At 37.7% G+C, this 19,571-nt stretch carries 18 protein-coding genes and 1 riboswitch; of the genes, 8 read left to right on the top strand and 10 right to left on the bottom strand.

Annotation, left to right across the window (positions count from 1 at the left end; translation table 11 throughout):
• Nucleotides 1–468: 468 nt before the first annotated feature.
• Complete coding sequence (gene ybaK, locus HNR32_RS02180; protein ID WP_183859206.1) at nt 469–939, top strand: Cys-tRNA(Pro) deacylase; 471 nt, start codon at nt 469–471, stop codon at nt 937–939.
• A gap of 50 nt (nt 940–989) precedes the next feature.
• Here ybaK and HNR32_RS02175 read toward each other — a convergent pair whose 3' ends face one another.
• From HNR32_RS02175 to HNR32_RS02165, 3 genes are all read right to left on the bottom strand, one after another.
• Complete coding sequence (locus HNR32_RS02175; RefSeq protein ID WP_183859204.1) at nt 990–1,898, bottom strand: ketopantoate reductase family protein; 909 nt, start codon at nt 1,896–1,898, stop codon at nt 990–992.
• Between the two features lie 20 nt (nt 1,899–1,918).
• Nucleotides 1,919–2,572, bottom strand: a complete 654-nt coding sequence (locus HNR32_RS02170) for an MgtC/SapB family protein (RefSeq protein ID WP_183859202.1) — start codon at nt 2,570–2,572, stop codon at nt 1,919–1,921.
• Nucleotides 2,573–2,847: 275 nt separating this feature from the next.
• Nucleotides 2,848–4,110: an Nramp family divalent metal transporter gene (locus tag HNR32_RS02165; protein ID WP_183859200.1), complete on the bottom strand. Its 1,263-nt coding sequence runs from the start codon at nt 4,108–4,110 to the stop codon at nt 2,848–2,850.
• Nucleotides 4,111–4,257: 147 nt separating this feature from the next.
• Between HNR32_RS02165 and HNR32_RS02160 the strand changes: the two genes are divergently transcribed.
• The gene (locus HNR32_RS02160; protein WP_183859198.1) at nt 4,258–4,890 is read left to right on the top strand and encodes an HAD family hydrolase; all 633 of its coding nucleotides are present in this window, start codon (nt 4,258–4,260) and stop codon (nt 4,888–4,890) included.
• Between the two features lie 138 nt (nt 4,891–5,028).
• Nucleotides 5,029–5,505 (top strand): acyl-CoA thioesterase, encoded by a 477-nt coding sequence (locus HNR32_RS02155; RefSeq protein ID WP_231038134.1) that lies wholly within the window; start codon nt 5,029–5,031, stop codon nt 5,503–5,505.
• Nucleotides 5,506–5,558: 53 nt separating this feature from the next.
• Here HNR32_RS02155 and HNR32_RS02150 read toward each other — a convergent pair whose 3' ends face one another.
• From HNR32_RS02150 to HNR32_RS02130, 5 genes are all read right to left on the bottom strand, one after another.
• The gene (locus tag HNR32_RS02150) at nt 5,559–6,344 is read right to left on the bottom strand and encodes an ABC transporter ATP-binding protein (protein WP_183859196.1); all 786 of its coding nucleotides are present in this window, start codon (nt 6,342–6,344) and stop codon (nt 5,559–5,561) included.
• Nucleotides 6,344–7,351 (bottom strand): FecCD family ABC transporter permease, encoded by a 1,008-nt coding sequence (locus HNR32_RS02145; protein ID WP_183859194.1) that lies wholly within the window; start codon nt 7,349–7,351, stop codon nt 6,344–6,346. Before HNR32_RS02145 ends, HNR32_RS02150 begins: the two co-directional genes overlap by 1 nt.
• Before the next feature lie 79 nt (nt 7,352–7,430).
• Complete coding sequence (locus HNR32_RS02140; RefSeq protein WP_231038133.1) at nt 7,431–8,390, bottom strand: ABC transporter substrate-binding protein; 960 nt, start codon at nt 8,388–8,390, stop codon at nt 7,431–7,433.
• 24 nt (nt 8,391–8,414) lie between these two features.
• Nucleotides 8,415–9,113: a precorrin-2 C(20)-methyltransferase gene (gene cobI, locus HNR32_RS02135; protein ID WP_183859192.1), complete on the bottom strand. Its 699-nt coding sequence runs from the start codon at nt 9,111–9,113 to the stop codon at nt 8,415–8,417.
• Nucleotides 9,114–9,265: 152 nt separating this feature from the next.
• A complete protein-coding gene (locus tag HNR32_RS02130) occupies nt 9,266–10,261 on the bottom strand; it encodes a sirohydrochlorin cobaltochelatase (RefSeq protein WP_183859190.1) in 996 nt (331 codons plus the stop codon).
• 262 nt (nt 10,262–10,523) lie between these two features.
• Nucleotides 10,524–10,708, bottom strand: a riboswitch (cobalamin riboswitch).
• A 154-nt stretch (nt 10,709–10,862) separates the two neighbouring features.
• Here HNR32_RS02130 and HNR32_RS02125 point away from each other — a divergent pair.
• Both HNR32_RS02125 and larC read left to right on the top strand, forming a co-directional pair.
• Nucleotides 10,863–11,471, top strand: coding sequence for a DedA family protein (locus HNR32_RS02125; RefSeq protein WP_183859188.1), 609 nt, complete (start codon nt 10,863–10,865; stop codon nt 11,469–11,471).
• 58 nt (nt 11,472–11,529) lie between these two features.
• Nucleotides 11,530–12,717, top strand: a complete 1,188-nt coding sequence (larC, locus tag HNR32_RS02120; RefSeq protein WP_183859186.1) for a nickel pincer cofactor biosynthesis protein LarC — start codon at nt 11,530–11,532, stop codon at nt 12,715–12,717.
• A 52-nt stretch (nt 12,718–12,769) separates the two neighbouring features.
• On the opposite strand, the gene HNR32_RS02115 is transcribed toward larC, so the two are convergent.
• A complete protein-coding gene (locus HNR32_RS02115) occupies nt 12,770–14,500 on the bottom strand; it encodes a methyl-accepting chemotaxis protein (protein WP_183859184.1) in 1,731 nt (576 codons plus the stop codon).
• Nucleotides 14,501–14,945: 445 nt separating this feature from the next.
• Nucleotides 14,946–16,460 carry a methyl-accepting chemotaxis protein gene (locus tag HNR32_RS14335; RefSeq protein WP_311636306.1) on the bottom strand — a complete coding sequence of 505 codons (1,515 nt, stop codon included), beginning with the start codon at nt 16,458–16,460 and terminating at the stop codon, nt 14,946–14,948.
• A gap of 465 nt (nt 16,461–16,925) precedes the next feature.
• On the opposite strand from HNR32_RS14335, the gene HNR32_RS02105 reads away from it, so the two are divergent.
• The 3 genes from HNR32_RS02105 (at nt 16,926) to HNR32_RS02100 (ending at nt 19,565) form a co-directional block, all read left to right on the top strand.
• Entirely contained in the window at nt 16,926–17,507 is a 582-nt protein-coding gene (locus HNR32_RS02105) for a hypothetical protein (protein WP_183859180.1), read from the top strand.
• 860 nt (nt 17,508–18,367) lie between these two features.
• Nucleotides 18,368–18,736, top strand: coding sequence for a transposase (locus HNR32_RS13805; RefSeq protein WP_105325519.1), 369 nt, complete (start codon nt 18,368–18,370; stop codon nt 18,734–18,736).
• Nucleotides 18,687–19,565, top strand: a complete 879-nt coding sequence (locus HNR32_RS02100) for an IS3 family transposase (protein WP_196611136.1) — start codon at nt 18,687–18,689, stop codon at nt 19,563–19,565. The genes HNR32_RS13805 and HNR32_RS02100 overlap by 50 nt, the downstream gene beginning before the upstream one ends.
• Nucleotides 19,566–19,571 lie beyond the last annotated feature (6 nt).

Below are 19,571 nucleotides of genomic sequence, written 5' to 3'. Positions count from 1 at the left end.
GCACATCCGGTTGTTTAACATTAAAACAATGATGTATTGTTCAGTTTTCAAGGTGCCTGCCTCAACAGTCAGCTTTTATATTATATCTAAACTGTTTAGCTTTGTCAAGAACTTTTTCTCATTCAATCTCTTGATGCTTTTTAAGTTCCTGTCGCTTTCTTAAGCGCAGGAATTATTATATCTCATAAAACGACAACTGTCAATACATTTTCTAGTATTATTTTCATATTTTATTATTTATCTCTGTCATTATATAGTAATTGTCTTTTTTCTTCTATAATAATGCCGTAATAAGCTGTTATCTATATAATTCATGATTAATTGTTATTTAAATCCAATTTATCATTTAATTTGCCCTAATTTATCTCTAAAATGCACTTTGCTCGTAAACCTAATTTTGACACGCAGGCTTTTGCGAAATACAATATATGTAGTTTTATTATTCCTCTTATTAGAAAGGACTTTATTATGAAAAAAACTAATGCCGCCCGTATTTTAGATAAAATGAACATTGCCTACGATATAAAAGAATACGAAGTAGACCTCAATGACCTTAGTGCCGTACACGTAGCTGCAAATGTTGGCATGGATATAAAAATGGTATTTAAAACTTTAGTTGCCCGCGGTGATAAAACAGGTGTCCTAATGGCCTGTATTCCTGGTGATGACGAACTCAATTTAAAAAAGCTGGCTACTGTCAGTAATAATAAAAAAGTGGAAATGGTTCATTTAAAAGAGGTACAAGGATTAACCGGCTATATCCGCGGTGGTTGTTCGCCACTGGGCGCTAAAAAAAATTTTCCTGTCTTCCTGCATGAAAGTGCCCTCGATTTCCCACGTATTGCTATAAGTGCTGGCAAGCGCGGTGAACAATTACTGCTTTCTGCTGCTGACTTAATAACTGCCGCCAATGCTCAAACTGCTGATATAATAAAATAAATCAAGGCCGGGCTATTTTGCCCGACCTTGATTTATTTTATAGCCATATTTTATGCATAACTTGCTTCCATCAATTGTATGCATTTATATAAAAGATTATTGGCTGGTGTTGGTACATTGACTTTTTTGCCAAGTCTTTTTATTGTTCCTGAAAAAAGCTCTACTTCACTGTGCCGTCTAGCCAAAGCATCTTGACGCATCGATGGTATTCCCTCTGGTGTCAGTCCTTCAATTATTTTCGCCCACATTTTAAAATCCTGCATATCAAGCCCGATTCCTGATTTTTGCGCTACTGCTATAACTTCAAGCATGGCTGCAAACATAACATCACGTGCCTCGCTTGCCTGCTGTAAGCCGCCATAATTAGTTTCAAATACCATGCAGGCCTGATTAACCCCAGTATTAAGCATTAACTTACTCCACAGACGACGCGGCATATCCTCAGCAATTTCATATTTAAGTCCAGACATATCAAAGAACTCCGCTACTGCTTTTACTTTTTCATTTATTACACCATTATGACTGCCATAACATAAATAACCCATCTGCTTTGCGTGGGATTTATTGCCCGCTTTCGCTGCATCCATGCCTTGTGCCGTACACAACAGCACATTATCCTTCCCAAAAACTGCTGCTAATTTTTCTTCACTGGTTATACCATTTAGTACCGACAAGATAATTGTGTGTTCGCCAACAAAAGGTTTTATTTCTTCAATAATATTATCAAGTGCCTGATATTTAACAGCCACAATCAATAAATCTGCCTTAGCTGACTTTTCCATATAATTGAAGTCATATTTTTTATCGTTATGATATATACCCTGTTCCCGATATCTTTCTGCACGCTTAGCATCGGCAATTATATTTACAGCCTCTTTACCCATAGCATCAAAAATTTGTGCTGCATACATTGTTCCCAACGCACCAAGGCCTACTAGTGCCGCCGATTGAATCTTCATTAAATAATCTCTCCTATTCATTAAATAACTTCTACATTTATTATATTTTCCAATTGTGATAATTTCATGTTTATATCATTTTGTACAATTGCTTTTTCTCTAAATATATTAAATTCCAAACAAATTATATCATTAGGTAGTCGTTTTATCTGCATATTTCGTATTTCGATACCATCAGCTTGTATTAAGCGACAGATTTTCATTATCTGTCCCGCAACATCTTCCGTCAATATAATAACCGTCAGTGCCCTGTAGTTCATCCAATTATCCATGTGCGATAACAGTACTAGTACAGTAACAACAATAACAGCAGTAACAACTGCCCCCCAATAATAACCAGCACCAACAGCAAGTCCTACTCCGGCTACAACCCAAACACAGGCTGCCGTTGTGAGTCCAGTGATATTAACACGTTCTTTAATAATGGCTCCAGCACCCAAAAAGCCAATACCGCTGACTACTTGAGCTGCCAATCGTGCAGGGTCAGCATTAGTTCTGCCTTCCACACTATTATATAAAAGCTGTGACAGCAGCATTATCAGACAGGAACCTACACAAACAAGAATATTAGTCCTAAGCCCGGCTGTTTTATGTTTATATTGGCGTTCATAGCCGATTACTCCTCCTAAGATCGCCGATAGTATCAATCGCATACAAGCTTCTTCCTGACTCATATTATTGATGTCCTTTCGATAAATTTATAATTTAGCTATCATTGGTGATTTTATTGACTATCTAGCGCCTAATATCATTTTGCAAATAAACATTTAATCAGTATTTCTTATCTTGTTGGACAAAAACATGAATTTCCCGTGTATATGTATAATAGTTATCCACAACTTTGCACATTTTGTTGATAACTTTGTGGATAACTAGATCTGTTTTAGTCAATGTCTTTTATTATAGCTTTTTTATCTGTTTACAATGTTATAATAATATATTTTATCTATTATTTCAAATTCAGCATTTCTGCTAAAAGCATTACATTAAGACCTGTAACTATTAAGCCAATCAATAACAGCATTATTTTTTGCTTTATCGTATTAGCATATTTACCCATTATTTTTTTTGATGAGGTCAAATATATCTGCAAAAATATTGTAAATGGCAGCTGCATACTCAAAGCCATCTGGGAGTAAATAAGTCCATCAAAAGGATTTGTTACAAAAAATATAATTATAACTGCCAGCGCGTATGTTAAAATTACACCATGCCAAGAATGACGATCTTTTATATCATATGGTTCGTTAAATAAACCGGCGTAGATACTGCCGCCAGCCATTCCGGCCGTTGTTGTCGAAGATAAACCAGAAAACAATAAGGCTATTGCAAATAAAAGTGCTGCATGATCACCTAACAGTGGCTTTAAGATATTAACTGCCTGTGCCAAGTCATCCACTATAACATTATGCGTGAAAAACACACTGGCCGCAATCAGTATCATAGCACTATTTATGGCCCAGCCTATACCCATAGAAAAAAGTGTATCCATAAATTCATATTTTAATTGACGTACGATAGCCTTTTCATCCTCAAGATTCCATTGGCGGCTCTGGATTATTTCTGAATGAAGAAAAAGATTATGTGGCATAACCACTGCCCCTAATACACTCATAACTACGACCAATGAACCATGTGGAATCGCTGGGTATACCCAGCCCACAGCGGCCTTGCCCCATTCAATAGGTACCATATACAATTCAATAATAAATGCCAATCCAATAAGCGATACAAAACCGATAATAATTTTTTCCATTTTTTTATAAGAATTAGACCGCAATAAAAATGTGCAAAAAACTGCCATTAATATAGTTCCATAAATTATAGGAATATTAAATAATAACTGCAGTGCTATTGCACCGCCCAATATTTCCGCCAATGCCGTTGACACTGCTGCTGCCATCGCTGAAATTAGCAAAAACCCCGATACCGGCCGTGGCAGATAGCTTGAGGCTGCTTCTGAAATACACAGTCCGCTAGCAATCCCTAAATGGGCTGCATTATGCTGTAAAACTATCAGCATAATCGTTGAAAGAGTTACCATCCACAGTAGCGTATAGCCATACTCCGAGCCAGCCGCCAAATTAGAAGCCCAATTACCCGGATCAATAAACCCCACTGTTATCAGTATGCCCGGTCCAATATACCGCAGGAAATCCTGTGCACTTTTCCGCGTTATTTCTGTCATAAAATATTTCTTTATATTAAGCATCTATTTCCCTCCTAATGTATCTCAAGTATATGGTCTAGTATAACAAATTGATTGTATAAATTAAAATATTATTATAAAATAACTATTATAAATTATACTTTTATATTTACCCTTATTATAAATTCTACATAATTCAGGAGAATCCTTATGTCATACAATACATATCTTTTTGATTTTGATTATACTTTAGCCAACTCGGAAAAAGGCATTGTTATGTGCTTTGAAAAGCTATTTAAACAATATAATTATCCAAAGCAATCCACTACAGCCATCGCTTCTACCATCGGTTTATCTATGCCCAAGGCCATCAGTATTCTTACTGGTGAGACAGACCCCGTTATTATAAAAAATCTGCAGAATGCCTATCGCAAATTTTCCGATATCCATATGACACCGAACACATTCTTATATCCCGAATCTATTCCAACTTTGAAAAAATTAAAAACTGCTGGTTACAATATCGGTATTGTTTCCAATAAAACAGCTCACCGTATCTCGCAAACCCTCAATGAAGCTAAAATTGATGATTTAATTGATATTATCATCGGCACCGAGGAAGCCAAAGAACCAAAGCCTTCTGCTAAACCATTAATTCAAGCATTAAATCATTTTTCCATCAATGCCGCTTCTGCTCTTTATATCGGTGACAGTACTATTGATGCCCAAACTGCGCAAAATGCTTCTGTCGATTTTGCGGCTGTTCTGACTGGACAGACTGGAAAAAAGGACTTTGCTGCTTTTAAATGCATTAAAATAATGGATTCATTGTCTGAATTATAATTACAATTACCGCTTGACAGCAACATAAAACATTGTACAATAAAATTATACTATTAAATATAAAGCTGTTACTTCCCTATGTAATTATGCAAACTTTATTTTTAATTTATAAATTAAATAAAAAGAGGTGTAAATGCTTTGCAAGAAAAAGAGTTGATTATTTCAGAAATAATGATGCCCAATCAAGCTAATGTCGAAGGTAATATTCACGGCGGCGAAATAATGAAAATAATGGATTCCTGCGCCTATGCTGTTACCCGACGTTATGCTCGTACCAATGTTGTAACAGCCCGTGTTGATGAGCTGCAGTTTCATCAACCCATAAAAGTAGGTGATTTGGTCATCTGTTCAGCAAAAATCGCCTTTGCTGGAAAAACTTCGATGGAAGTTTATGTCGATGTCCAAGTAGAGGATTTACGCTCACATATGCCGCCTATTCCGGCACTATCTGCTTATTTTACGATGGTTGCGCTCGACCGTAATTCTAAACCGGCTCATATTCCGCCATTAGAAATCAACAATGAAGAAGAGCAAGTTGAATTTGCTGCTGGTAAAGCCCGTTATGAAGCTTATAAAAACAAACGCCATAATGAAGTTAAAAATACAAATAAATAATAAAAGAGGCTGTGACAAAATGATTCCTCATTTTGTCACAGCCTCTTTTATTATCACCGCAATAACGCGCGGGGAAAGATTATTTCTTCACTATTTTGTTCATTTTTGTAGACAATTGCTTCTACATTAAATACTTTTTCCAGCAGCTGCACCGATAAGATCTCTTCCGGCTGTCCCTGGGCAAAAATTTCATGGTCATGTAAAACGATAACATTATCCGCATAAAGCCGAGCATGGTTTATATCATGCAAAACCATTATAACTGTCATTCCACTATCTTTATTAAGCTTTTTTACTATCTGCATAACTTCCAGCTGATGCGCCACATCAAGATATGTTGTCGGTTCATCAAGCATCAATATATCCGGCTGCTGGCAAAGTGCCATAGCAATCCAGGCTCTTTGCCTTTCTCCTCCAGATAAGGATATCAATTGCCTTTTTTTAAGCTGATACACCGATGTCTGCTCCATTGCCCATGCCGTAATAGCTGCATCATCTTTATTATTCGCCTGGAATATATTCTTATAGGGAAATCTGCCATAAGCCACAAGCTCTTCTACTGTTAAATCTTCCGGTACAACTGGATTTTGCGGCAGTATTGCAATTTTTTGTGCTAGCTGTTTTGCCTTTATTTTAGCCAATGATTTTTCTTCCAACAAAACTTCGCCTTGATATTTATGGATAAATCCTGAAATAATTTTCAATAATGTCGATTTGCCGCAACCATTAGGTCCTAAAATGGCTGTTATTTTATTGCTGGGAAACACTGTATTTATATCATTTAGTATCAATTCCTGGTTTAATGTAACTCTCAAATTTTTAACTGTAATTGCATTCATTATAGCTGCCTCCGTAATAAAAAGAGAAAAAACGGGGCTCCTAATATCGCCATAAAAATCCCCACCGGCAATTCCAAAGGTGCAAAAGCGCAGCGGGCTACCGTATCACTCAAGGCTACTACCGCACCTCCTAACAATACCGATGCTGGCAGCAAAAAACGATAATCACTGCCAATGATCAATCTGGCAGTATGCGGAATAATCAGTCCAACAAATCCCAGCAATCCGGCTACTGCTACTGAACTAGCCGCCAATAATGCCGCTATTGCTGTTAAAAAAATCCTGATACGTTCTACATTCATACCCAACCCCTTGGCAATTTCATCACCTAACTGCAGAACATTTAAATGTCTTGTAAATAACATTGCTAAAATTATTCCAATTATTGTATATGGCAAAATCAAATGCACATGTACCCATGACCGTGCTGCAAAACCGCCCACCATCCACATTAAAGCGCCATGTACTCTGTCACTATAAAGTATCAATAATGCCGAAATACCTGCACCAATAAATGATGCTACTGCCACTCCGGCTAAAATTATTCGCAGCGGCTTTATACCATTCTTCCAAGCCAATATGTAAATACTTATTGCCGCTGCCATTGCTCCTACAAATGCTACTGGTGTAATTAAAAAGCTGTACTGCGGCACAACTATCATTATAAATATTCCCGCTATCCCCGCCCCCGAGGAAATTCCGATTATATGAGGATCAGCCAACGGATTTTTCATAACGGCCTGCAATATTGCACCGGCTACAGCCAAGTTCATACCGACCAGTATAGTGAGCAGTGCCCGTGGCAGCCTGATATTCAATAAAATTTGACTGTTTATTCCAGTATTTCCTGAAAAAGCAGCAATAATATCACTGATTGGTATATGTACTGCCCCCTGGGATATACTAACTAATAAACTTATCACTAATAATATCGTTAATACTGCTAATATTAATATTCGCCATAAAGCTATTGGCATACCGCATTTTTTATTTTGTATTTGTTTCATATTACACCCTATATGTAAAAATTGCGCTTACCGTTTGTGGTAAGCGCTATTATATTCAAGTATTTTTTATTATAATCTATTATTTATTAGCTGTAAACAAATCAGGATATATCTTTTGCGCCATTATCTGGGCCGCCTGAGGATAATGTATACCTGGATTTAATAGAAATAAATGTTGCGGTAGATAATAAACATGCTTATTCTTTACTGCGCTAAGACTTTTCCAAGCATCGTTATTTTCCACATTTTTTTCCATTGCGGCCTTAATAGTTTTCATATCTCCCATGCTGGTTATAAATATCACATCAGGATTCTTCTTTACCAGCATCTCTAAACTATATGGCGCGGATTCAGTATTACCATCCGGCGTATTTACGTCAGCTGCAACATTAGTAAATCCTAACATTTTCGCAACTGAACCGGCAATGGAGTTATCCAACTGCACGGTAACATCCTGGGCTGTACTATGAAGTATTGCCATTTTTATTGCTTTTTGCGGCAATTTTGCTTTAACAGCAACAATCTGATCATCCATTTTCTTAATTACAGCCGCTGCTTTATCTTGTTCTCCCGTTATTTTGGCAAAAATATCAAGACAACGTTTTACCTGCTCATAGCTTTTCATATCCAGTACTATAACCGGAATATTATTGCTTTCCAAAGTAGACACAAATTTATCATTCATGCCTTTCATCGCTATAACAAGATCAGGCTTAAGCCCCACTACTTTTTCAATATTTATGTCATAAACAGCACCAACTTTTGCCAAGTCTTTATAATACTCCGGAACTCCCATCTTTGAAGATGGGCAGCCAATTACTTTGGCATCAACATCATGCAGCGGCTCTAAAAAAGATGTTGATAAAGCGACTATTCGTTCTGGTTTTTTAGTCAAAGACACTGTTCTATTGGCATCATCAGTTATTGTTACATAGCCTTTATTCTGTGCTGTCTTTTTATCACTGCCACAGCCGGAAAAAATTGCAGCAATAAGTGCAATCACTATAAACAAGAATATCATTTTCCTGTTCATATCCATCGTATACACCTGATTCCATAATTCTTATTTTGTTCGCCGTGTTAAAATTGTTGATAAATAATTAGGTACGGCATTAACCTGTTCTATATTATCAATACGCTCTTCATCAGGCAGACCGCAACGACTGACCATAACAGCATTTTTGGCTAAATCCTTTTCTTTGAGCGTCGTGACAATATCATCAAAGTTCTTATATACCTTCATGATAACAGCATTATCAGAAAATGCTAATGCTTGTTTTATCTTATCAGCTTTAGCCGTAGCTGGTATAATACTTATTATATCGTTACCTTCCACCAATGGGTAGTCGGCCGCTCCAGCAATAGCACAAAAAGCTGGTATCCCCGGAATTGTTTCAATATTTATATCCTCAGTTTTCAGCAAACGATAAATATAAATATAAGTACTATAAAACATAGGGTCACCTAATGTTAAAAATGCCACATTTTTCCCCTGTTTTAATAATGATAATATTTCTTTTTTATTATCCTGCCATTGCTGAGGAGATGCTTCGAAATTCTTAACCATTGGAAATACTTGATAAATAATCTCAATTTCTTTTTTAAAGTGCGGTCTAGCAATAGATAGTGCTACACTGCCGTCTTTTTTTTCTGTTTTAGGCGCAATTATTACATCAACTTTTTCTAAGGTTTTAATTGCCTTCATTGTAAGTAAATCGGGGTCGCCAGGGCCAACACCTATTCCATAAAAAATACCTGTCATTAGTGATTCTCCTCAAATAAAATAAATAATATACACAGTTTAAAATTATACAAAATTTTCCTGTCAAAGGCAAAGATTTTTATAAAGCAATACCGCCCCCTAATTAGCAGGGGACAGCATTATTAAAACATTATTGGGGATGGCTCTATAACTTATTTAGCTTCTAATGCCTGCCAAGCTTCATTAGCACGTTCCACAAAAATCTGACGTACTGCCTTATTTTCACCTAAACCATGAATATAAGTTTTTACAGTAAAGCCTTCTTTTTCTAAAATAGATTTATGGGAATCAGGTTCATTACCCGCCATATCATTATTCGCATGGTCACCAGCAACCATCATCATTGGCATGAGGGTTACTTTTTTAATTCCTTTTGCTTTTAGTTGCGGAATTACAGTTTCAAGACTTGGCCAGCCTTCAACAGTATAAATATATGTGTTTTTCATATTAAGCATATTCATGTGATTCTGGATAACTGAATAGTACGCATTATCAGGGCTTGGAGTCCCATGTCCCATAATTAATACAGCTTCATCTTTAGCTGTATTTTTCGGGAACTGAGTAGAAAATGCTTTTAAGAACTCAGTCACATCATCGCGCTGGTTTTCCTGTCCCATCCAATACATAGCGGAAACGCCCAAGGTCATTTTTTTGAAGTCTTTTTTATAAAGATCATATACTGCTGTATCATAAGCATATTCCATACCAGGAATAACGTCCAAAGATGCTATTGCTACACGGGTATAACCTTGTGCTTTTAAATCCTTAAGGGCTTGTTCCGGAGTTGGAATATCAAGTCCTTCGTTTTTCTTGATACGATCGATAATAATATGGGAAGTAAAAGATAAAATTACTTTGGTATTAGGATGAGCTACTTTAATCGCATTTACAGTTGCATCAATTGTTTTTTGACGCGTATCTTTAAATGTCGTACCAAAGCTCATAACCAATATAGCATCTTTATCCGCTGCATTAGCCATCTGAGGATTATTATAAGTGCGAACACCTATTTCTGCGGCCTTTTTAAGTGCTGGGGTAGCATCATGAACCATTGGGTTTAATTTATAACTGGCATAAGAAGTTGCCATAAATCCCGTCATTGTCATACAAGCCATTGATGCGACTACCATTTTTTTCCAACTAAACATTGTTCAAACACGCTCCTATAAATTTGATTTAATAACAAATTTCAGCGTCAATCACTTATTTAGGCACAGACATCCCCATATACAAATAAAAAACCCTTCATTTAATAAATTAAAGAAGGGGGTATTTGCTGGCACCATATGACTATGCTGTCCGAAAATACCACCTACCCATCGCTCGCAGGTACTACAAGATAAAACCATATAGGCAGCTTATCCTACAAGGAAACGACAAGTCGGCCTTATGGATTAACTTTATCTTGTAACGGTGATCGACAAACAGGTAGTTCTCCTGGCTCTGAGTCATAGTTCATCTGCGCCTTCCCATACAGCATCATCGCTGTACAGTGACATCTTGCAGGTTTACTCGTCATTACAGTGGCGGGACCGCGTTGGTATTGCACCAACTTTTCTTTTATGTCTTACGACACCTGTTTCACTGATATTAAGTTTTGTCTCATTTATAATACAATTGATTTTATATATTGTCAATCGAAAAAGCAATATTTTCATAAAAATTATTACCGTTATTATTTTTTTACTAGAGCTATTGGCAAAAACATTGTATAATCTGATATAAGATTATTATGAAAAGGACAATTTTATGGAACAATATTCAGCTTTATTTTTAGGATTTATCAGCTCATGGGGCTATTTAGCCATTGCACTACTGATGGGGCTCGAAAATGCCTGTATCCCTATTCCCAGCGAACTTATTTTGGGTTTTGCCGGTTATCTTGTATTTATGGGTAAATTAACTTTTACGGGAACAATTATTGCCGGGATGATCGGCGGAATGATCGGATCAATAATCACCTATTATATTGGTCACTTTGGCGGGCGTCCATTTATCGACAAATATGGTAAGTATTTTTTTATGAAAAAATCCCATATCGATACTGCCCAGCGCTGGTTTGATAAATATGGCATTAAAGCCGTTTTCTTCAGCCGCATGCTGCCGGTTGTCCGCACTTTTATTTCCCTGCCCGCTGGCTTTGCCGGAATAAATATGAAAAAATTTATAATTTTTACCTTTGCCGGTTCACTGCCCTGGACCATTTTAATAATTCACGTTGGCAAAATACTCGGTGAAAACTGGATAAAAATGCTTTCTATCGGACATGAATTCAGCTTATTAATTTGTATATTAATAGTAGTTTGCATTATATTTTTCTATATTCGTCATTTAAGGAAAAAGAATAATTCCAATTAATATTCTCTCATTTTCAGACAAATATTACTTTTAATATTTTATACAATGGAGTGATTTTATGAAAGACTTATATCTTGATTGTTTCTCCGGCATAAGCGGCAATATGCTGATTGGTGCACTGCTCGATGCTGGCATGCCGCAAGACCAATTAGTTAACGAATTACACAAGCTCAACCTAGATGACAAAGAATATGCCATAACAATAAAACAAGTAAATAAGCAAGGCATCACTGCCTGTTATTTCAACGTAACAACCAATGAGCACAGCCCCCATCGCAATCTGCATGATATAACGATGATAATTTCCCAATCCAGTCTTGCCGATGAGCTAAAAGAAACTGCGGTAAATATTTTTACTAATTTAGCCCAGGCGGAAGCACATGTTCATGGTGTATCTATCGATAAGGTTCATTTTCATGAGGTAGGTGCTATTGATACTATAATTGATATTGTAGGCACTGTAATTTGCTTAAATTATCTGCAGGTAAAAAATATTTATGTGAGTAATTTGCATACTGGTACGGGTTTTTTTGACTGTGCTCATGGAAAAATGCCTATTCCAGCACCGGCTACAGCCTATTTGCTGAAACGCTTCCCATTTAAATCCGGTGAAATAAATAAAGAATTAATCACCCCTACTGGCGCTGCTATACTTAATACATTAGCCTGTGAAAATGCCAGCCAGCAAATTCCCTCTTTTGAAAAAATAGCATATGGCGCCGGTTCCTGGGAATTGGAACAGCCCAATGTCCTGCGCATGTATGTAAAAGATGTTTTAGCTGCTGCCCCGGTAAAAGAAGATTTACTGATACTCGAAGCCAATATTGATGATATGAACCCACAGATATTTGATTATTTAAGCGAAAAACTGTTCATTGCCGGTGCTCTGGATGTCTGGATTGCACCAATAATGATGAAAAAAAATCGACCAGCCCAAATGCTGTCAGTATTGACTAATAATGACAAACATGCCCAATGCTGCAGTATCATATTTACTGAAACTACTACTTTAGGCATTCGTCTGGCACCTGCCAAACGCATTGCTTTAGCGCGTAAAATAAAGCTTGTATCTACCGTTTACGGGCAGGTTCATTGCAAAATCAGTATGCATAATAATGCTATCAATAATATTTCAGCGGAATATGATGACTGTCATCGCATTGCCTTGGAAAAAAATATACCCCTGAAGACCGTCCAGCGCGAAGCGCTACGGCTGGCTTATTATCTTGCTGAAAACGGTTTATAATATATTGTTAAAAAGAGCACTGGCCTAAGCCCGTGCTCTTTTTTCAATATAATCAAATTTTAAACTTAAATACTGCACGTTCCAAACCTTCAGCCATTTTAGCTAAATGTTCACTAGCTCCGGCAATTTCTTCCATCGATGCTGATTGTTCCTGGGTTGATGCTGAAATAGTCTGTGTCTGAGCTGAATTTTTCTTGGCGGCATTATCAATATCATTAACTACTGTTACAACATCCTGGGTGCTGCTGGTTATCTGCTGCACTGCTGCTGAAATTTCGTGAATTTCACCTGACATCCTATTAACCATAGCCAATATTTTTTCAAAACTGCTGCCTGCACCAGCAACAACTTTTGCCCCTAATTCAACTTCATTTTTACCGTCATTCATATAAATAACAGCATTATCGGTTTTCTTCTGCATATCACCGATAAGCTCAGTAATCTGCTTAGCGGCCTCCTGTGACTGCTCAGCTAATTTTCTTACTTCTTCTGCTACAACAGCAAAACCTTTGCCGCCTTCACCAGCACGAGCTGCTTCAATAGCTGCATTTAAAGCAAGCAAATTAGTTTGACCAGCTATGCCGGCAATGACATCAACAATTTGCCCGATTTGTTTGGATTTTTCTTCAAGTTCACCAATTACCTGAGCTGTCGAATTGGTCTTATTTTCAATGGTATGCATCTGCTCTACAGCTTTTTGGATTGATTCACCACCATGATTTGCAGCACCGGCCGTATCCTCAGCCGAATTGGCAACCGTCTGGGTATTATTGGCAACCTGGGCAATAGCTGTAGAAATCTGCTCAACAACATCATTAGCATTATTAGCCGCATTTAATTGTTCTTCTGATGCTTCAGCTACTTTAGCTATGGCTCCGGCAATCTGGTCAGAAGCCTGCGCCGATTGCTCAGAATTAGCGGTGAGTTCCTCCGATGACGACGACAATTGCTCAATAGCATTTGTCAGTTCTTTTATTAAAGAAACTATATTTTCCTTCATTGTTTCGACAGCACGTGAAACCTCACCAAATTCACTTTTATCATTTAGGCTGGCGGCACTGATTTTCTTGGAAAAATCACCCTCGGCCAGAACAACAAAATACTGTTTAAAATCAGTTAATCGTCCAGCTATCTGTTTATAAATAAGAATACTTAATACGGCTATAATTATCAGCGATAGTATATCAATAACAATATACACTGCTTTTGTATATACTGCTAATGTGGTATTGTTTTTATCTATCTGGGCCGCTGTTGTTTCTACATCCTGCGACAGTGCCAATAAATCATCGTTTATTATGTCGTTAAGAGGCTTACCTTTAGATACAAACAGTTCAAAAGCCTCCGCCTTTTTATTCTGCATGGACAACTCTACTACCTTAGTCCTTATGGCACGATATTCCTGTACATGTTCCATTATCTTTTTTTGCAGACTACGCTGCTTATCTGACAAATCAAGCTGCTCAAAAGTCTTAGCATCTTCACTAAATTTCTTGGAGCGCACTGTTATATCATTATTATATTCCTGGTTTAGTGATACATTATTAGACGCCATTATGGCATAAATATCAGCTTCTAATTTACCCGTATGTGCACGAGCGTCATTAATGAGCATTGATGCCTTTAACTGCTGGGCATACATATCCTGTAAAGCATTAGTTGCATGATTTATTGATAAGTATCCTATTATCCCCACAATGAATAACGTTATTATTGAGCCTATCCCCAATATTCCTAATTTTACTCCTACCTTTAGATTGTTAAACCAACTCAAAAAAACCATCTCCCTGATGTAAACTTATCATTCTTTTGTAATTATTTGAATAAAATCTAATTACCGTAAAATTACTCATAATACTACACTAACTATTAATATATCACAAAATATTTATTAAGGCATTATTTATTTATCTACGATAAATCTATTATCAGTAAAATTTCAAAAAAAGACTATCGCATGTCCTTAGTAACATACGATAGTCTTCATTTATATATAATAATTCGAATTATGCTAATTGAATTTTAGATGCCTGAAAGGCTCCCATATAGGGGAGCTGGCAGCAAAGCTGCCTGAGGGGTTAACCCTTCCGACTTGACTTCGTCAAGCCACCTTCCTTATGTTGTAGCTCTTAATGCTTTAGCATTCTAGAGATACAGTACACACAGTGCAGGGACGGCTTTAGAAAACAGTAATTTATTAAGTAGCACAACATGAATAATAATTAGTATTATATCTTAAATTTACGAACAGCTTTCTCTAAGTCTTCTGCCATCTGCGATAAATGCTCACTGGAAGTCGCAATTTCTTCAACAGATGATGCCTGTTCCTGTGTTGATGCTGAAACAGTCTGCGTTTGAGCTGCATTTTCCTTAGCACTGATGTCAATATCCCTTACCACTGTAACAACATTTTCAGTACTGCTGCTGATTTCTTCTACAGCTGCTGAAATTTCATGCATTTCTGTTGATATATTTCTAATCATATTTAGTATTTCTTCAAAACCATGACCTGCTTCAGCGACGACTTCTGTTCCTCTATCTACTTCTTGTTTATTATCATTCATATAAACAACAGCATTGTTGGTTTTCTTTTGTACCTCATTGATAAGTTCTGTAATCTGTTTAGCAGCATCCTGTGATTGTTCTGCCAACTTTCGTACTTCATCAGCTACAACGGCAAAACCTCGGCCTGATTCACCGGCACGAGCAGCTTCAATCGCCGCATTGAGTGCCAATAAGTTAGTCTGACCAGCAATACTGGCAATCACATCAACAATTTGTCCTATCTGCTGTGATTTTTCTTCCAGTTCACTTATTACACCAACTGTTGAATTGGTTTTATCGGCAATTGCTTTCATCTGTGTTACAGCCTTTTGTATTGCTTCTTCTCCAGTATTGGCTGCCTGCGCTGTATCTTCTGCCGAATTGGCAACAGTCTGCGTATTATTAGCCATTTGACCAAGTGCTGAAGAAATTTCCGTAACTACGTTTTGGGCATTATCGGCGGCCTCTATTTGATTTTCCGATACACCGGCAACCTTGGTTATAGCTGTCGCAATCTGATCAGAAGCTTGTGCTGACTGTTCAGAACTAGCTGCTAATTCTTCAGAAGAAGCTGCCAATTGATCAATCGTTTCCGTTAATTCCCTTAGTAAGTTTATAATATTATTTTTCATGATATCTACCGAACGGGAAACATCACCAAATTCACTTTTGTCATTAAGGCTGGCTTCACTTATAGGTTTAGCAAAATCACCCGTTGCTAAAATCTCAAAATAACGAATGAAATCATTTAAACGTCCGGTAATTTGTTTTATGATTAAGATGCTTAATAATACAACAAAGATAGCTCCTACGGCAACTACACTCTTAAATAAATTTTTATGGAATTGCGCATCCTGCTGATTGATCTTATTAAGGTTTTCCGCCCTTGTTTGTATCTCATCTGACAATATCTTTAAATCGCTGTTAAATTTATCGGAAAGATGTTTACCATCATGCATGAATAAAGCAAAGGCCTCTTTATTTTTATTCTGCATTGCCAGCTCAATTATTTTGCTGCGCACATCACGATACTCTTTTAGCTCCGCCAGAATATTTTTATACTGACTACGATTTTGCGATGTAAGTTCTAATTTTTCAAAGGCTGCTGAATTAGCATTAAAATCCTTAGCTACTGCAGCAATATCCTGATAAAATTTCTCTTTTAGTACCGGATGTTCGTTGGACGTAAATGATACTATATAGGTTTTTGCGAAGAAGTATATATTGTTCTAACTGAGGGGGGGATAACACCCAAGGAATAATATTATATCGCAATAAATCATTCAGCCCTTTTTCGGGCCTTTTTTGAAAAGAGATAATTGGTCTTTGCAAGAAACAGGGTAGATCGGACTAGAAGTTATAGTTTTTAAAGTAGAAATTATCGTTTTAATAATTTCCCATGGTTGGCGAAGATTAACTTTTTTGTTTACGATGTAGTCCTGCACTATGCATATCGAGCATCATGGTGGCATTTGCTAGAATAGCGACGCGAAGTGCATGATACATGTTAGGATATTTTCCGGGAATTGAGGTTGGAGAAATGGGGGGACAATTTAATGATGCATTAGTTCGACAGTTAAATTACATTGGCTAGTTCTGTCAGTTTTTTACTAATTTATGTTATAATTATAATATTATTATGAAAAACGGAATTTTATAAAAACATGGAGGTTGGGTTATCAGGCAATCCTTCCTCTGAAAAATTGTCCGGAAAAGCGTTGCCGATCCAGCTCCTCAAGAAAACTGTCCATTTTATTGTAGCCTATCCATTGGCTTGTGAATATCATCCAAAAGGTTTTGAGATGTCATATACTGATCCTAATACAGAATATACATTTACTTCTGCGCCAATTGGTAATGTGAAAGTGGAAACTAGATCTAGTACCAATTATTATGTATATTGCTTATCTTGTGTATATGATATTAATTTGTATACGCAATTCGAAGCTGATGCATGTTTGGTTATAAAAAACACAGCGTTATTCAAAGAAAAGTTGTTTAAAGCATTTGAGGAAAAAATGTCGAATGGGTGGATTGGCTCTTACCGAAAGATAAAATATATAGATCCTTTACAAGACTTTGATAAGAACCGGATTGTTTTTACAGAAAAAGTTTTTGATTATTGGTATCAGCAGGAAGTGCGATTCGCATGGGTACCAGAGCAGATTCAAGATAACAGTCTAGAACATGTTTTTTTGGATATTGGCTCAATGGAAGATTATTGTGAGCTAATTCAATTAAAATAAGAATATTGTCTCTGTAATTGGATTAGATGGATTAAGGGTAGCCACGCTAATGAGAATAATATAGTTGCTGAGGAAATTTAACGTACAGTATGGTAGTAAAGAAAAATTACAGACCTATTTTAATTTGGAAAAGTTTTCTATTCTCCAAATTGTTGAGGTTGCATTCTGTTGAGGTATACAAAAATTGAGAAGGCAGAATAAAAATATCTTTGAGGTTATTATACGCGCGGTCGTTATAGAGTAGTAGATGGTGACAGGAAGATGACTGATGTACGAGCTATCGATATTCTTAAAAATCATGATAGCTAGGGAAATGAATTTTATTGGTTACGATATGGAGCGATTGGAAATTTAATACCGCAAATTATGAGTGAGCCTGTGGGGTATCTGACTTGGCGATGCACACGGTCGAATCGATGTTGCACCAGTTTCATAAATCGTTTAAATGATACAATCGTCATGATTGTATCATTTTTGTTCTGCGCCAGGACGTAAGATGATCGAAAATGATACTATATGTAGGTTGCGTGGATGTAAAATAACAATATATTGAGGCATTTTACTATGTAAAGGAGATTGTTTTAACATCGCTAAGGAAAAATATTATATCGTGATAAACCATCAGGCCCTTCGGGGCCTTTTTTATGCAAATCAATAGAATCCAGTCTGCCAAAAATAGGAGCATGGGCGTGAAAGCTATAATTTTAAAGTATAAACTATTGTTTAAGGGTTTTTTCTTGGAATAAGGGAATAATAGAGGAATTATCTCAAAAATATGGAAATATATAATGGAACTATGAATTAAGACAACTTCGAAACTATTTCTTAATGTGAATCTCGTGGTATACTGGAGGCGATCAATGAAAAAGGAGATAATCATCATGTCACGCACGCGCCGTCATTTCACGTCGAAATTCAAATCCGATCTCGTCATCGAGCTGCTCAAGGGTGAGAAAGACCTCAACACGCTGGCGGCTGAGAACGAAATCCTGCCGAACCTCTTGCGGAACTGGAAGAACGAGTTTCTCAGCAAGGCAAGCATCATATTCGATGATTCCAGAGAGGACAACCTCAATCAAAAACTCGAGACCGAGCGGAAGGAGAAAGCCTCCTATGCCCGCAAAGTTGGCCAACTCACCATGCAGGTGGATTGGTTGAAAAAAAAATCTGAGGAAATTCTTGGACCGGACTACGAGAAACAGTATTCTCCAAAACCTTTCGAGGAGTGAGTGCAAGGAGCTTTCCCTTCGGAAAGCAGCGAAGCTGCTCGGCGTCAACCGCACAAGCCAATACTACCACCCCAAAGAGAACACTCCATCAGATGAAGAGCTGGAATGCAAGCGCATCATCGATCGTTTCCACACGGACAATCCTGCCTGGGGCGCAAGGCAGCTGGCCTCGCAGCTGCAGCGCCTCGGGCATCAGGCCGGACGACGCAAGACAGCTCGCTATATGCGCGAGATGGGCATCGACGTCATCTATCCGAAGATGAACCTTTCCAAGCGGCAGCAACAAGCGCAGGTGATGCCCTACCTGCTGAAGCATGTGGATATTCAGCAGCCTAACCAGGCATGGTCCATCGACATCACCTACATTCCCCTGGAGCACGGTTTCGTTTATCTGACAGCCATCATCGACTGGTACAGCCGCTGCATTGTTGGCTGGGAGGTGGACGATACCCTGGACACCCGGATGGTCATTGCCGCCGTAAGGAAGGCTCTCCGTATAGCAAAGCCGCAGATTCTCAACTCCGACCAAGGATGCCAGTTCACCAGCAAGGAGTACAAGGCTTTTCTCAAGGAACACAACATCCGCCAGAGCATGGATGGCAAGAGCCGCTGGGCCGACAACATCAAGATTGAGCGGTGGTTCCGGACATTCAAGTATGAGGAAGCCTATCTCACGCAGTACCGCAACATCCGGGAGGCTCGCAAGGCCATCCGCAATTACATCAACGTGTATGACTTCCAGCGCTGCCACTCAGCCATCGGGAACGTCCCGCCAGCAGAGCGCTACTTCCCGGCACTGCTGCTCAATGCTGCAATGTCTGCTGCCTGATACATT

The organism is Pectinatus brassicae, from assembly GCF_014201835.1.
In the GTDB taxonomy this organism is placed as follows: domain Bacteria; phylum Bacillota; class Negativicutes; order Selenomonadales; family Selenomonadaceae; genus Pectinatus; species Pectinatus brassicae.
This window is presented reverse-complemented; position numbering and strand designations above follow the sequence as displayed.